This window comes from Achromobacter deleyi, from assembly GCF_902859705.1.
In the GTDB taxonomy this organism is placed as follows: Bacteria; Pseudomonadota; Gammaproteobacteria; order Burkholderiales; family Burkholderiaceae_B; genus Achromobacter; species Achromobacter deleyi.
Genome location: NZ_CADIJO010000012.1, coordinates 61,668 through 76,117 on the forward strand (window position 1 = coordinate 61,668; position 14,450 = coordinate 76,117).

Here is a 14,450-nt window from a genome sequence, read left to right on the forward strand (position 1 = left end):
GGGTTCCGTGATGCGTCAGGCCAGGGCGTTGCCCAGCGTGCCCACCTGGGCGATGCGGATGTCGTAGCGCTGCCCGGCGCGGGCGCGCGGCGCATCGGCGGGGATGCCGGTGAGCAGGATGTCGCCGGGTTCGAAACTCATGAACGCGGTCACGTCGGCAATCAGCCGGGCCACCGGTCGCACCCGATCGGCCGTCGTCGTGCGCTGTACCGCTTCGCCGTCGACGCGCACTTCGATCTCCAGCGCGTCCGGGTCCGTCACCGCGGCGGCCGGCGCCAGGTCGCTGCCGATGGGGCAGAAGCCGTCGCGGCATTGCTGCTTGAGCGCGGGCCGGAAGTAGCTGGCGTGCGGCGCCGACAGATCCGCCACCACCCGATAGCCGGCGACGTAATCCAGGGCATCGGCTTCGCTCACACGGGTGGCGCGGCGGCCAAAGACGATGCCCAGGCACGCGCCGATCGACACTTCCTGCACGTCCGCCGGCAGCGTGATCACGTCGCCGTCGGCGGCATAGGTGTTGGCGGGCTTGATGTACAGCACCGGCGCTTGCGGCGGCGCCTTGTAGGGCGGCGCGTTGACGGCCTCGCCCAGCGCGGCCAGGGCCTGGCGGCTGTTCAGCGCCACGCCGACCACCGTGCGCGGCAGGGCGGCGCGGGCGGCCGCCGCACGGTCGGCCAGGTACTCGCGGTAGTTGTTGCGCTTGTAGTTCAGCACCGGGTCGGCTTCTTCGACCTGCAGCGAAATGCCCAGCGGCCGGCGCGCCATTTCCGCGGCCAGGGCGCGGTCCAGCGCCTGGAACACGCGTTCGCCCAGCGCCGCCTGCTGTTCGGCGCTGCGGCCGTGGCCGATGCGTAGCAGCACGTGCACGAAGGCATTGTCGGGGTGGCCATCCACGATCAGGTAGTCATCCACCCGCAGTGCGCGGGTGCGGGCCCCGGCCAGCGGGTACAGGCTGCCGTCGCCCACGGCTGCGTCCTGCACCACGCGCATCAGCGCGCGGGTGTCCAGGTCGAGATTGGCGGAATACTCAATCCAGATGTGTGGCATGGCAGGCGTGGGGCAAGCCCCCTCCGGCAGATATTGTTATCATGTTAATTATCATAGTGAAAAAGCCTGCGGGCGGCAATGTGGGCCGCCAGGGGTTTTCCGCCGTTGACAGCGGCAATTTCCCGGGCATAAAGTTAACGAGTTAACTAAATATTCGGCGGGCCGAAGATCCGACCCTCAAAGGCCGACAAGGAGACACGCGTGAGCATCAAGCACTGGATCAACGGCAAGCAGGTCGACAGCGCCGACCGCTTCATCACCTATGACCCGGCCACGGGCGAGGCCATCGACGAAGTCGCCGCGGGCGGCCAGCCGGAAATCGACGCCGCCGTCGCGGCCGCCGCCGAGGCCTTTCCCAAGTGGGCCGGCACGCCCGCCAGGGAACGCGCCCGGCTGATGCGCCGGCTGGGCGAGCTGATCGACCGCAACGTGCCGCAGCTGGCCGAGCTGGAAACCCGCGACACCGGCCTGCCCATCTCGCAGACCCGCAAGCAGCTGATTCCGCGCGCGTCCGAGAACTTCACCTTCTTTGCCGAAGTCTGCACCCGCATGAATGGCCACACCTATCCGGTGGACGACCAGATGCTGAACTACACGCTCTACCAGCCGGTGGGCGTGTGCGCGTTGGTGTCGCCCTGGAACGTGCCCTTCATGACCGCCACCTGGAAGACCGCGCCCTGCCTGGCGCTGGGCAATACCGCGGTGCTGAAAATGTCGGAACTGTCGCCCCTGACCGCCGACCAGCTGGGCCTGCTGGCGCTGGAAGCCGGCATTCCGGCCGGCGTGCTGAACGTGGTGCAAGGCTATGGCGCGACGGCTGGCGATGCGCTGGTGCGCCACCCTGGCGTGCGGGCCATTTCGTTCACCGGCGGCACCGTGACGGGCAAGAAGATCCTGTCCAGTGCCGGCGGCATCAAGAAATTCTCGATGGAACTGGGCGGCAAGTCGCCCGTGCTGGTGTTCGACGACGCCGACGTCGAGCGCGCGCTGGACGCGGCCCTGTTCACCATCTTCTCGCTCAACGGCGAACGCTGCACCGCCGGTTCGCGCATCTTCGTGCAGGAATCCATCTACGCCGACTTCGTGCGCCGCTTCGCCGAGCGCGCCCAGCGCCTGGTGGTGGGCGATCCCACCGACGAAGCCACCCACGTGGGCGCGATGATCACGCGCCAGCACTGGGAGAAAGTCACCGGCTACATCCGCCTGGCCAAAGAAGAGGGCGCCCGCATCCTGGCCGGCGGCCCCGACGCCCCGGCAGGCCTGCCTGCGCGCCTGGCGGGCGGAAATTTCGTGCGCCCCACGGTGCTGGCCGATGTCGACAACCGCATGCGTTGCGCCCAGGAAGAGATCTTCGGTCCGGTCGCCTGCCTGATCCCGTTCAAGGACGAGGCCCATGGCCTGGCGCTGGCCAACGACGTCAAGTATGGCCTGGCGTCGTATATCTGGACGAGCGACATCGGCCGCGCCCACCGCCTGGCGCGCGGCATCGAGGCCGGCATGGTGTTCATCAACAGCCAGAACGTGCGCGACCTGCGCCAGCCGTTCGGCGGCACCAAGGAATCGGGCACCGGCCGCGAGGGCGGCGAATACAGCTACGAGGTGTTCGCCGAAATCAAGAACGTCTGCGTCTCGATGGGCAGCCACCACATTCCCAAATGGGGCGTCTGAGCCCCGCCATAAAAAATCCGGAGACAACCATCATGGGCAAGCTCGCGCTGGCGGCCAAGGTAACGCATGTGCCGTCCATGTACCTTTCCGAAATGCCCGGCCGGCATCACGGCTGCCGCGAGGCCGCCATCCAGGGCCACCGCATCATCGGCCAGCGTTGCCGCGACCTGGACGTGGACACGCTGGTGGTGCTGGACGTGCACTGGCTGGTCAACGCCGGCTATCACGTCAACTGCAACGAGCGTTTCGCCGGTTGCTACACCAGCAACGAGCTGCCGCATTTCATCAAGGACATGGACTACGCCTACCGCGGCGATCCGGCCCTGGGGCGGCGCATCGCCGAATGCGCCAGCGCGGCCGGTGTGGCCACGCGCGCCCACGAGATAGCCAGCCTGGAACTGGAATACGGCACGCTGGTGCCGATGCGCTACATGAATGGCGACGACCGCTTCAAGGTCGTCTCGGTGGCGGCCTGGTGCGCCTGGCACTCGCTGGAGGACAGCCGCCGTTTCGGCGTGGCGCTGCGCCAGGCCATCGAGCAGGGCGACGGCCGCGTGGCGGTGCTGGCCAGCGGGTCGCTGTCGCACCGTTTCAACGACAACAACAGCCCGGAAGCGGCCATGCACCAGATCAGCCGCGAGTTCTATCGCCAGGTCGACCTGCGGGTGGTGGACCTGTGGCGCCAGGGCGACTGGAAGACCTTCTGCGCCATGCTGCCTGAATACGCCGAGCTGTGCGTGGGCGAGGGCGGCATGCACGACACTGCCATGCTGCTGGGCTTGCTGGGTTGGGATGCCTACGACCGGCCGGCCGAGATCGTGACGGACTACTTCACCAGTTCGGGTACGGGGCAGATCAACGCGATCCTGCCCGTGCCGGACTGAACCCGGGCCAGGCGGGCGCCGGGCCGTCCCGCGCGCCTGCACGGACAGCCGGGCAGGCGCGGGGGGCGTGCGGGGGTCACTCCGTCGTGGCGGGCTCGCGCTTGATCAGCTCGACCATCGCGTCGACGTCGGTGTACAGGCGGTCCAGCAGCTCTTTGCCGATGCGCGCTTCGATTTCCTGGTACTTCGCATCCACTTGCGGCCGCATGCGGTCGATCAGCTTGTTGCTCTTGGGCGTCAGCGAGATTTCCTGGCGCCGCTGATCGGCGTTGGAGCGCACGCGCTTGATTAGGCCTTGCTCTTCCATGCCGGCCAGCATGCGGGTCAGGCTGGGGCTCAGGATCTGGCAGCTGCGGGCAATCTGGTTGGGTTCCATCGAGCCGACTTCGCTCAGGGTGCGCAACACCCGCCATTGCTGTTCGGTCACGCCCGCGGCGTGCAATATCGGCCGGAAATGCGCCATCAGGGTTTCGCGCGCGTAAAGCAGCAGGTGGGGAAGGTTGCGGTGGTGGAAGCTCGGACTCATGGCGGCCATGTTAGCAAGAAGCCGTTCGATTTCTTGAGGGTATCAACGTCCAGGCCCGCAACGAATGCGGGCCTGGGGGAAACGGAACGAGGAAAAAAAGGGGTCAGGAAGCGGGGTTCTGCTGCGCCAATTCGTGCAGGTCGTCGGGCAGCGTCAGGTCGGGGGCGCCTTGCTGCAGTTCGCGCAGCGCGGCCACGGCCTCGTCTTGCTGGTCGTCCTGCATCAGGCTGCGGATGTGGGCCACGCGGGCTTCGATATCTTCTTCGCTGAAGGCGGTGACCTCGGCCGTGGCGGCCTCGGCGGACGGCTGCTCGGCGGCGGCTTGCGCGGTGGCCTCGGGGGCGGCCGGGGCAGGCGCGCTGGCCTGGACGCTGCTGGCAGGCGCGGCGGCAACCGGCGCAGCGGGCGTTTGCGCGGCGCGCTGGACCGGGGCAGGCGCGGCTTGCGGTGCCGGCGTTTCCGAGACCATGACGGGGCGCGGGGCCGGGGCGCGTTCGGCGGTGGTGCCCACTTCGTGGGGCACGGCCAACTGGGCGTTCATGTCGGCCATTTCGGCGCTTTCGCGCATGTCGGTCCAGACGAACACGCCGGCCACGATGGCCAGGCAGGCGGCCGCGGCCCAGCCCGGATGCCAGCTATGGCCGGGGTGCCAGGTGCGGCGCACGGCCGCTTCCAATTCGGGGCTGCCGCCTGCCCTGGGCTTGCGATACAGGGCGCGCAAATCCAGTTCGTCGTCTTCGTCGAAGGGGGGGCGATAGGTAATGCTCATGCGCGTACTCCTCGCGCATATGCCTGGTGGCAGGGCATATCCGCGGTTGACCTTTGCTTGTGCCGCACCGGTGGTCCGGCGATCTCGTCCAGGCGTGGGTCGTGTTCCGGTTTAGATGTTGATTATGCGCGATTTGAAGAAATCTGCCAGTGAATTTCGTGTATTTGCAGGGTGTAACGTGACGATGTCCCCGATTGTGCAAGCCAACTGACAGCCGGGTGCACCAGCACGGGGCAAAGCGGGACAAAAACGCCCGCGGGCGGCGCGCCGGGGGCGGGGGCTTGCCGGTACACTTTCGCCCATGGCCAAATCCCGAACCGTCTATGTGTGCGCCGACTGCGGCGGCACGACCCCCAAGTGGCAAGGCAAGTGTCCGCACTGCAATGCCTGGAACACCCTCGAAGAAACCGTGGAATCGTCGGCGCCCGCCGCCGCCGCGCACCGCTACGCGCCGCTGGCTTCCAGCAGCCCGGTGCGCAGCCTGTCCGAAATCGAGGCCCGCGAAACGCCCCGCCAGCCCACCGGGCTGGACGAATTCGACCGCGTGCTGGGCGGCGGCCTGGTGGCCGGCGCCGTCGTGCTGATCGGCGGCGACCCCGGCATCGGCAAATCCACCCTGCTGCTGCAGGCGCTGGCCTCGCTGTCGGAAACCACCAACGTGCTGTATGTCACCGGCGAAGAATCCGCCGAGCAGGTGGCGCTGCGCGCACGCCGGCTGGACTTGCAGACGGGCAACGTCAACCTGCTGGCGGAAATCCGCCTGGAAGCCATCCAGGCGGCCGTGTCCGAGCAAAAGCCCACCGTGGCCGTGATCGACTCGATCCAGACACTCTACAGCGGCGAACTCACGGCCGCGCCCGGGTCCGTGTCGCAGGTGCGCGAATGCGCCGCCCAGCTCACGCGGCTGGCCAAGCAGACCGGCATCGCCATCGTCATGATCGGCCACGTCACCAAAGACGGCGCCCTGGCCGGCCCGCGCGTGCTCGAACACATCGTCGACACCGTGCTGTACTTCGAAGGCGACACGCATTCGTCGTTCCGCCTGGTGCGCGCCTTCAAGAACCGTTTCGGCGCTGTCAACGAATTGGGCGTCTTCGCCATGACCGACCGCGGCCTGCGCGGCGTGGCCAACCCCTCGGCGTTATTCCTGTCGCAGCATGAGCAGCAGGTGCCCGGTTCCTGCGTCATGGCCACGCAAGAGGGCACGCGCCCGCTGCTGGTCGAAATCCAGGCGCTGGTCGACAGCTCCCATGCGCCCAATCCGCGCCGCCTGACCGTCGGCCTGGAAGGCAACCGCCTGGCCATGCTGCTGGCCGTGCTGCACCGCCACGCGGGCGTCTCTACGTTTGACCAGGACGTTTTCGTCAATGCCGTGGGCGGGGTGCGCATCACCGAGCCCGCCGCCGACCTGCCGGTGCTGCTGGCCATCATGTCGTCGCTGCGCGACCGGCCCTTGCCGCGTGGCCTGATCGCCTTTGGCGAGGTCGGTCTGGCCGGCGAAATCCGCCCCGCGCCACGCGGCCAGGAACGCCTGCGCGAAGCCGCCAAGCTGGGCTTTTCCATCGCCCTCATTCCCAAGGCCAATGCGCCGCGCCAGCCCATCGAAGGGCTCGAGATCTGGGCGGTCGACCGCCTGGATGCCGCGCTGGAAAAACTGCGCTGACAGGAGCGTGACGTGAGTCTCTGGCTTATCGCCCTGTGCCTGGGCGCGGGGTGTCTTATCGGCTTCATGGGCGGCGTGCTGGGCATTGGCGGGGGCATGATCGCCATTCCCGCGCTGGTGCTGCTGATGGGCATGTCGCAACAGCTGGCGCAGGGCACTGCCCTGATCATGGTGCTGCCCACCATCATGATGGCGGTGCGCAAATACAACCAGCAGACCCGCATCGACCGGCGCGTGGCGCTGGCCGGGGCCGGGGGCGCGGTGGTGTTCACCTGGGTCGGCGCCCGGCTGGCGCTGGGCATCGATTCCAGCACGCTGCGCCTGAGCTTCGCGGTGTTTCTCTTTTTCATCGCGTTGTTCTACGCCTGGCAGACCTGGCGGGCCGGCGTGGCCGCGCGTTCGCCCAAGCCCGCCGCGGGCCGTGCTGCACCCGTGTTCACGCCGCGCCGCGCCAGCGTGCTGGGCGTGCTATGCGGCACGCTGGGCGGCTTTTTCGGCGTGGGCGGCGCGGTGCTGGCGGTGCCCATCATCACCTCGGTCTTCCGCCTGCCGCAGACCACCGCGCAGGCGCTGGCCCTGTGCATGGTGATCCCGGGGTCGGCCGTGGCGCTGGTCACCTATTCGTGGGCCGGGCAGGCCGCCTGGCTGGTAGGCCTGCCGCTGGCCGCCGGCAGCCTTTTGTTCGTACCGGTGGGGGTGCGGCTGGCGTACAAGCTGCCTGAACGCAAGCTGAGAGCCTGCTTTGCCGCCATGCTGTTCGCCACCGTGGCGCTGCTGGCATTTGAAAGCTGAGGGCGGGCGCGCGCTGCGCGTTTGTCACCATCTCATGACGAACCGTTAGCGCCGGAAAATTTCCTGTTCCGCGCTGAACCTTCGGCCGGGAGCGGGTTCCAACGGAGTACGGGTCATGCGGCGATGTTGCCGCCCCGAGTAGGAAAGGCCTTCGGGCCGATACCATCAGGAGTTCATGTAATGACGACTCACTCCCGTATCGCTGCGTTCTTGTCCACCTCGGCCTTGTGCCTTGGCCTTGCTGCCGCGCCTTCGGCGTTCGCGGCGGGCGCCGATGCCACGACCAAGGCGGGCGACACCAAGACCCAGGCGCAGCACAAGCATCACAAGTCCGATAAAACATCCGCCAAGCAGGCTGCTCCGAAATCGGGCGCTGCCAAAACGGATGCATCGGGCGCCATGGCGCCCGCGAAGTAAGTCAGTACCCGCAGTAAGGCAGTACCGCAGTAACCGTAGTTCGCAGTAAATCTTCAACCGCAGTAAATCTCTAACCGCAGTAAATCTTCAATCGCAGTATCGCAGTACCGGGCCGCAAGGTCCAAGTTCCTTTGCAAACGGCGGATGGCCCCCGGGCCTGAAAGCCGAAAGCCTCTCGGTATGGGCACCGAGAGGCTTTTTCGTTTGGGCGCCGCGCAGTGCGCGGGTTCTGTCAGGTGCGGCAGGGGCAGGCGTTGGCGCCCGCCACCCGCATCAATCCACCGGCGTGATCACGCGGCCGGTATCGAAGTAGGCCTGCAGGTTTTCCAGCATCAGGTCTTCCATCGACTGGCGCGTTTCCAGGGTGGCGCTGCCGATGTGCGGCAGCAGCACGGCCTGGTCGCTCTTGATCAGCGCGTCGGGCACCTTGGGTTCGTGTTCGAACACGTCCAGCGCCGCGCAGCCGAGCTTGCCGGCTTCCAGTGCGGCCACCAGAGCCGCTTCGTCGATGACCGGGCCGCGCGCGATGTTGACGATGATGCCCTTGGGCCCCAGGGCTTCGAGCACTTCGCGGTTGACCAGATGGCGCGTGCTGGGCCCGCCCACGGTGGCCACGATCAGGAAGTCCGCCCAGGCCGCCAGGTCGGTCAGCGAGGCCTCGTAGCCGTAGTCGATGTCGTCGCGCTTTCTGCGGTTGTGATAGCGCACCTGCATATCGAAGCCGATGCCGCGGCGGGCAATGGCCTCGCCGATGCGGCCCAGGCCGACAATGCCGAGCTTCTTGCCGCTGACGCGCTGGCCCAGCGGAATGCTGCCGTGCACCTGGCCCCATTGGCCGGCGCGCACGAAGCGTTCGCCCTGGCCCATGCGGCGCGCACCGGCGATCAAGAGGCCCCAGGCCAGGTCCGCCACGCAGTCGGTCAACACGTCCGGCGTGTTGCTGACCTGCACGCCGCGCTGGTGCGCCGCGGCCACGTCGATGGTTTCGTAGCCCACGCCCCAGCTGCAGATGGCCTTCAGGTCGGGCAGCGCGTTGATGAGTTCGGCGTTGGCGCCGAAGTTGGCCGACGTGACGACGGCGGTCACGCCCTTGCCCAGCTCGGCCAGCGCGGCCTTGCGGTCCGGCTGCTTCCACAGTTCGATGACGTCGTAGCGCTGCGCAAGGCGCTGGTTCGCGGAAGGCGAGCCGGCCAGGGAGCCGACCTGGATGATGCGATGCTTGGTGGTCATGTTGTCGTACGGGTGGGTGGCAAAACGTTCATGCTACTTGATCTGGCCTGGAATCCGGCTGACAGGCGGTCGTGCCGGGCGCGGGGCATTGGGGTCGGCTGCGTCAGCCGACCCGCCGACAGGCCAGCGGCGCGGCGCAGGCCGGCTGCGCCGCACGCGTTTGGCGTCATTCCAGCTGGATATTGGCCTTCTGGATCACGTCCTTCCAGCGCTTGACCTCGGCTTCCTGGAAGGCAGTGAACTGCTGCGGCGTGTTGGCCACGACCTCGAAGCCCAGGCCCTGCAACGTCTTCTCGGTCTGCGGATCGCGCAGCGCCGTCTGCAGCGCCTGGGTCAGCTGCTGCACCACGGCCGGCGGCGTGCCCTTGGGCACGGCAAAGCCCTGCCATGAATAGACCACCATGTCCTTGATGCCGGCCTCGGCCAGCGTCGGCACGTCGGGCAGGTCCGGCGCGCGCGCATCGCCCGTGATGGCCAGGGCCTTGAGCTTGCCGGCCTTGATGTGGTTCTGTACCGCGCCCAGATTCTGGAACGACACATTCACCTGGCCGCCGATCAGGTCGGCGATGGCGGCGCCACCGCCGCGGTAGGGTACGTCCACGCCGGTGGTCTGCGTGCGCTGGCGAAACAGCACCGCCGACAGGTGGTCCGACGAACCCGTGCCCGACGAGGCATACGACAGCTTGCCGGGATTCTTGTTGGCGTAGGCCACCAGTTCGGCCACCGTACTGGCCGGGAAGTCGGCCGACGCCACCAGCACGTTGGGGTTGCGCACCGCCTGGGTCAGGTAGTCGAAGTCCTTGCTGGGGTTGTAGGAAAGATTCTTGTACAGCGCCTCGTTGATGGCGAAGGTGCCGATCGAGCCGACCATCATGGTGTAGCCGTCGGCCGTGGCGCGGGCCAGCGCCTGCGCGCCGATGGCGCTGTTGGCGCCCGGCTTGTTCTCGACCACGAAGGTCTGGCCCAGCGCCTTGGACAGGCCGGGCGTGACGCTGCGCGCCGTGATGTCGGACGAGCCGCCGGGCACGAAAGGCACGATCATCGTGACGGGCTTGGTGGGGTAGCCGGCAGCCTGCGCCGCCGGTCCGGCAAGCAGCGCGGCCGCGGCCAGCGCAACCGCGCGTAGGGGTCTGTTCATGTTGTCTCCTGGTTCGCGTGATGATGAAGAACCCGGCGCCCACGCGTGGCGGCCGGGTCCGGACCGGCGCGGGTCAGTCGACGTTGGCGCCTGATTTCTTCACCACCTCGGCCCACTTGACGGTCTCTTGCGCCATGAACTGGGTGAATTGGGCGGGCGTGTTGCCCGACGGCGTGGCGCCCTGGGCCTGCAACTGGGCGCGCACCGGCTCCAGCTGCAGGGCCGCGGCGACATCGCGCTGGATCTTGTCCACGATCTGCGGCGGCGTGCCCGCCGGGGCCAGCAGGCCGAACCAGCTGGACGCCTCATAGCCGGGCACTCCGGCCTCGGCCAACGTCGGCACATCGGGCAGCGCGGGCGAACGCGTGGCGGTGGTGACCGCCAGCGGCCGCAGCTTGCCGCCCTTGATGAAACCCATCGACGAGGGCAGGTTGTCGAAGATCAGGTCGGCCGAACCCGACATCACGTCGGTCAGCGCCGGGCTGCTGCCCTTGTACGGCACGTGCGTCATGCGCGTGCCCGTCATGGTCTGGAACAGCTCGCCGGACAGGTGCGTGGACGTCCCGTTGCCGGTGGAGGCCATGTTGACGCTGGCGGGGTTGGCCTTCAGGTACTTGATCAGGTCGGCCACGCTGCGGATGCCGTGCTTGTCGGCAAAGCCGGGGTTCAGTTCCAGCACGTTGGGCACGGGGATCACCAGCGTCACGGGCTGGAAGTCCTTGACCGGGTCGTAGGGCAGCTTGGCGTAGACGGACTGGTTGATGGCGTGCGTGCTGACGGTGCCCATCAGCAGCGTGTAGCCGTCGGGCGCGGCGCGGGCCGCCTCGCCGGAACCGACGTTGCCGCCGGCGCCCGCCTTGTTGTCCACCACCACGGCGCGGCCCCAGGACTTGCCCAATTCCGCCGCCACCACGCGCGCGGCGATGTCGGCGGTGCCGCCGGCCGGGAAGGGCACGATGATTCTGACGTCGCGTTCGGGGTATTGCGCGTGGGCCGACGCGGCGGGTATCAGGAAGGCGGCCGCGGCCAGACAGGCGGCAAGGGCCAAGCGGCCTCGCTCAGGGACTGCATGCATGGAATTCGTCTCCTTGGTGTGCGCGTGGCCGCGCATCGTTTGTAAAACGAATATAGGTATTGAGCATTTACTTGTCAACCAAGTATACTTTTTTCACCTTACTTATTTGACAACTGGGCCCGGTGACGGGACCCACCAGGAGCTTTCCCGCCATGAAAACGTCCCCGGTCACCGTCCAGGATCTGCAGCGCTCCGTCATTGCCGTGCCGCCTCTGGCGCGCCATGCCGACCTGTCCTTGAACGAGGCCGCCAACCAGGCCTTGCTGCGGCACTTGGAGGCCGGCGGCGTGCGCAACGTGATGTACGGCGGCAACGCCAATTTCTACAACGTGGGCGTGGGCGAATACGCGCGCATCGTGGACATGCTGGCCGCCCTGGCCGGCCCGGACACCTGGATCCTGCCGTCCGTCGGTCCCGACTTCGGCAAGATGATGGACCAGGCCGCGATCCTGCGCAGCCGCGCCTTTCCCACGGCCATGCTGCTGCCGATGTCGTTCCCCTATACCGACGCGGGCCTGGCCGATGGCGTGCGCCGCTTCACCGATGCGCTGGCCAAACCGGCCGTGGTCTACATCAAGTCGGCCGACTACCTGGCGCCGGCCACCGCCGCGCGGCTGGTCGAGGAAGGGCGCATCGTGGCCTTCAAGTACGCCGTGGTGCGCGAGGACCCGGCGCGCGACGCCTACCTCACCGCGCTCTTGCAGGCGGTGGATTCGAACCGCGTGGTCAGCGGCATCGGCGAGCGTCCGGCCATCGTCCATTACCGCGACTTCGGCTTGAAGAGCTTCACGTCGGGTTCGGTCTGCGTGGCGCCGCGCGGCTCGATGCGCCTCTTGCACTTGCTTGCCGCCGGCCGCTACGACGAAGCCGAGTCGGTGCGCCAGCATTACCTGGGCCTGGAGGACTGCCGCGACGGCATCAGCCCGATCCGCGTGCTGCACGATGCGGTCACGCTGTCCGGCGTGGCCGACATGGGTCCGATGCTGCCGCTCTTGACCGGCATTTCCAGCGCCGAGCGCGAACGCGTGGCGCCGGTAGCGCAGGCCTTGGCGGCCTGGGACCGTGCATCGGCCGATGAGGCCGGCGCAATCTCGGACCGGAAAACCGCCACGGCCTAAGCGCGGGATTGGCGGGGCGCGCGGCATTGAAGTTACGATGAGCGCTCTTGTCATTGCGCCCAGTTCCCCAGGAGGTTTCGTGGCCCGACCGAAAGCATCACCCGCCGCCGCGCCGCAGTCGTCCGCCGAGCCGGACGCCATGGGCGCGCTGGTGCTCGAACGCGGCCACCGCGTGCGGCTGGCCGATCAGCTCTACGGGCAGATCTTCGAGCAGATCGTCTCGGGCAAGCTCAATGTGGGCGACAAGCTGCCTTCCGAAAACGAAATCACCGAGCGCTTCGGCGTGTCGCGGCCGGTGGTGCGCGAAGCGCTGCTGCGCCTGCGCGCCGACGGCCTCATCACCGCGCACCAGGGGCTGGGCACTTTCGTCAGCCACCAGCCGGCGCCGCGCCTGACCGCCTTCAGCGACGTGCAGAACGTGGGCGCCTATCTGCGCGCCCAGGAATTGCGCGTAGCCCTGGAAGGCGACGCCGCCCGCCTGGCCGCGCTGCGCCGCACCGACGAACAACTGCAAAAGATCGAAGCCGCCCACATCGCGTTCGCCGACAGCCTGGCGCGCGGCGAGGTGTCCGCCGAAATGGACCTGGCGTTCCACGCCAGCATCACCGAGGCCACCGGCAACGATTTCTATCTGGGCGTGCTGGAAAGCATCCATGAATCCATCAACGGTTTCATGCGCCTCACGCTCAACCTGACCCGCACCGGCTCGCGCCAGCGCGCCCAGCGCGTGCTGGACGAACACGCCACCATCCTCGAGGCCATCCGCGCCCAGGACGGCGAGCGCGCCCGGGTCGCCATGCAATTCCATCTGGGCCAGGCCCGCCACCGGCTGGTCGACCGCGAACGCGATTGACCCGCCTCACACCGGACCGGCTCATCCCACTGATCACAGGAGACATCGCGTGCAAGGCAAGGGTTCGGCAATCACGGCAGCATCGGCGGGGCAGGTTCGGGAACAGATTCTGGTGGTCTTGCAGGCCTGGGGCATGGCGCCCGACCTGGCGGCTGTCACCGCCGGCCTGATGGCCGAGACCGACCTGCTCGGCATCGATTCGCACGGCATCTCGATGCTGCCGGCCTACGAAGAAAAATGGCGCGCCGGTTCGCTCAAGCTGGATGCGCGGCCCCGCCTGGTGCGCGACGGCGGCGCCAGCGCGCTGCTCGACGGCATGGGCGGGCTGGGCTATCCGGTGTCGGCGCAGGCCATGAACCTGGCCGTGGACAAGGCGCTGGAACACGGCGTGGGCGCCGTGTCGGTCTGCAACTCGCACCACTTCGGCGCGGCCGGCGTGTACGCGCGCATCGCGGTCGAGCGCGGCGTGGTGGGGCTGGTGACCAGCAGCGCCAACGGCGTCATCATGGTGCCCACGCGCGGCGCCATGCCCATGCTGGGCACCAATCCCATTGCGTTCGGCGCACCGGCTGCCAGCAACGAACCCTTTGTGCTCGACATGGCCACCACCACGGTCGCGGCCAACAAGGTCAAGGTCTACGACTTCCTGGGCAAGCCGCTGCCCCCGGGCTGGGCGGTCGACGGGCAGGGCGCGGCGGTCACCGCGGCCGACAGCGCCATGCAGTTCATCTTCAAGCGGCCCGAGGGCGGCTTGACGCCGCTGGGCGGCACGGCGGCCATGAGCAGCCACAAGGGCTACGGCCTGGCCATGATGGCGCAGATCCTGGGCGGCACGCTGAGCGGCAGCGCCCTGGCCGCGCGCCGCAATGTCACGCGGCGTCCGGGCGAGCCCGACGACGTGGGCCATTTCTTCCTGGCGCTCAACCCCGACGCCTTTCGCGCCGCCGGTTCGTTCGAGTCCGACATGGACGACCTGATCGACACTCTCCACGACACGCCGCCCGCGCAGCCCGACGAACCGGTGCTGGTGGCTGGCGAACCCGAAACCGCCGAGCGCGAACGCCGCCGCGTCCACGGCATTCCCATTCCGGCCGCGCTGGCCACGCGCCTGCGCGATATCTGCCAGCGCGCGGGCGCGCCGTATTTGCTGGACTGAGCCGGACACGGCCTGGCCCGCAATGCTTTTCCTTCGCACGTTGCGCCAGCCGCCGCGCGCGAAGCCCCCACCGACCCGGGCACCGGGCGGCATGTATTAGAAAAAAACGACAAG

General features: G+C 68.0%; 14 protein-coding genes. 8 read left to right on the forward strand and 6 right to left on the reverse strand.

Translation table 11 applies throughout. From position 1 onward, the window contains the following. Positions 1-15 precede the first annotated feature (15 nt). Positions 16-1,047 carry a fumarylacetoacetate hydrolase family protein gene (locus HV798_RS17965; RefSeq protein ID WP_175191888.1) on the reverse strand — a complete coding sequence of 344 codons (1,032 nt, stop codon included), beginning with the start codon at positions 1,045-1,047 and terminating at the stop codon, positions 16-18. Positions 1,048-1,248: 201 nt separating this feature from the next. Here HV798_RS17965 and hpaE point away from each other — a divergent pair, with 201 nt between their 5' ends. Continuing rightward, positions 1,249-2,715, forward strand: a complete 1,467-nt coding sequence (hpaE, locus tag HV798_RS17970; RefSeq protein ID WP_175191889.1) for a 5-carboxymethyl-2-hydroxymuconate semialdehyde dehydrogenase — start codon at positions 1,249-1,251, stop codon at positions 2,713-2,715. A 32-nt stretch (positions 2,716-2,747) separates the two neighbouring features. After that, positions 2,748-3,599 carry a 3,4-dihydroxyphenylacetate 2,3-dioxygenase gene (gene hpaD / locus HV798_RS17975; protein ID WP_175191890.1) on the forward strand — a complete coding sequence of 284 codons (852 nt, stop codon included), beginning with the start codon at positions 2,748-2,750 and terminating at the stop codon, positions 3,597-3,599. Positions 3,600-3,675: 76 nt separating this feature from the next. On the opposite strand, the gene hpaR is transcribed toward hpaD, so the two are convergent. Next, the gene (gene hpaR, locus HV798_RS17980) at positions 3,676-4,125 is read right to left on the reverse strand and encodes a homoprotocatechuate degradation operon regulator HpaR (RefSeq protein WP_025135809.1); all 450 of its coding nucleotides are present in this window, start codon (positions 4,123-4,125) and stop codon (positions 3,676-3,678) included. Between the two features lie 103 nt (positions 4,126-4,228). Continuing rightward, positions 4,229-4,894 carry a hypothetical protein gene (locus HV798_RS17985; RefSeq protein WP_175191891.1) on the reverse strand — a complete coding sequence of 222 codons (666 nt, stop codon included), beginning with the start codon at positions 4,892-4,894 and terminating at the stop codon, positions 4,229-4,231. 301 nt (positions 4,895-5,195) lie between these two features. Between HV798_RS17985 and radA the strand changes: the two genes are divergently transcribed. From radA to HV798_RS18000, 3 genes are all read left to right on the forward strand, one after another. Continuing rightward, the gene (gene radA / locus HV798_RS17990; protein WP_175191892.1) at positions 5,196-6,557 is read left to right on the forward strand and encodes a DNA repair protein RadA; all 1,362 of its coding nucleotides are present in this window, start codon (positions 5,196-5,198) and stop codon (positions 6,555-6,557) included. A gap of 12 nt (positions 6,558-6,569) precedes the next feature. Next, entirely contained in the window at positions 6,570-7,349 is a 780-nt protein-coding gene (locus HV798_RS17995) for a sulfite exporter TauE/SafE family protein (RefSeq protein WP_175191893.1), read from the forward strand. A 180-nt stretch (positions 7,350-7,529) separates the two neighbouring features. Beyond that, entirely contained in the window at positions 7,530-7,766 is a 237-nt protein-coding gene (locus HV798_RS18000) for a hypothetical protein (RefSeq protein WP_025135813.1), read from the forward strand. 273 nt (positions 7,767-8,039) lie between these two features. Here HV798_RS18000 and HV798_RS18005 read toward each other — a convergent pair whose 3' ends face one another. The 3 genes from HV798_RS18005 to HV798_RS18015 all read right to left on the reverse strand — a co-directional run bounded on the left by HV798_RS18005 (position 8,040) and on the right by HV798_RS18015 (position 11,209). Continuing rightward, entirely contained in the window at positions 8,040-8,996 is a 957-nt protein-coding gene (locus tag HV798_RS18005; RefSeq protein WP_175191894.1) for a 2-hydroxyacid dehydrogenase, read from the reverse strand. A 166-nt stretch (positions 8,997-9,162) separates the two neighbouring features. Continuing rightward, positions 9,163-10,134, reverse strand: coding sequence for a Bug family tripartite tricarboxylate transporter substrate binding protein (locus HV798_RS18010; protein WP_025135815.1), 972 nt, complete (start codon positions 10,132-10,134; stop codon positions 9,163-9,165). Between the two features lie 73 nt (positions 10,135-10,207). Beyond that, positions 10,208-11,209 (reverse strand): tripartite tricarboxylate transporter substrate binding protein, encoded by a 1,002-nt coding sequence (locus HV798_RS18015; protein WP_175191895.1) that lies wholly within the window; start codon positions 11,207-11,209, stop codon positions 10,208-10,210. A gap of 152 nt (positions 11,210-11,361) precedes the next feature. Between HV798_RS18015 and HV798_RS18020 the strand changes: the two genes are divergently transcribed. The 3 genes from HV798_RS18020 (at position 11,362) to HV798_RS18030 (ending at position 14,336) form a co-directional block, all read left to right on the forward strand. Further along, on the forward strand, positions 11,362-12,327 hold the full coding sequence (locus HV798_RS18020) for a dihydrodipicolinate synthase family protein (protein ID WP_175191896.1): 966 nt from the start codon (positions 11,362-11,364) through the stop codon (positions 12,325-12,327). 139 nt (positions 12,328-12,466) lie between these two features. Then, positions 12,467-13,180 (forward strand): FadR/GntR family transcriptional regulator, encoded by a 714-nt coding sequence (locus HV798_RS18025; protein WP_175192221.1) that lies wholly within the window; start codon positions 12,467-12,469, stop codon positions 13,178-13,180. 49 nt (positions 13,181-13,229) lie between these two features. Continuing rightward, on the forward strand, positions 13,230-14,336 hold the full coding sequence (locus tag HV798_RS18030; RefSeq protein ID WP_217481185.1) for an Ldh family oxidoreductase: 1,107 nt from the start codon (positions 13,230-13,232) through the stop codon (positions 14,334-14,336). Positions 14,337-14,450: the final 114 nt, after the last annotated feature.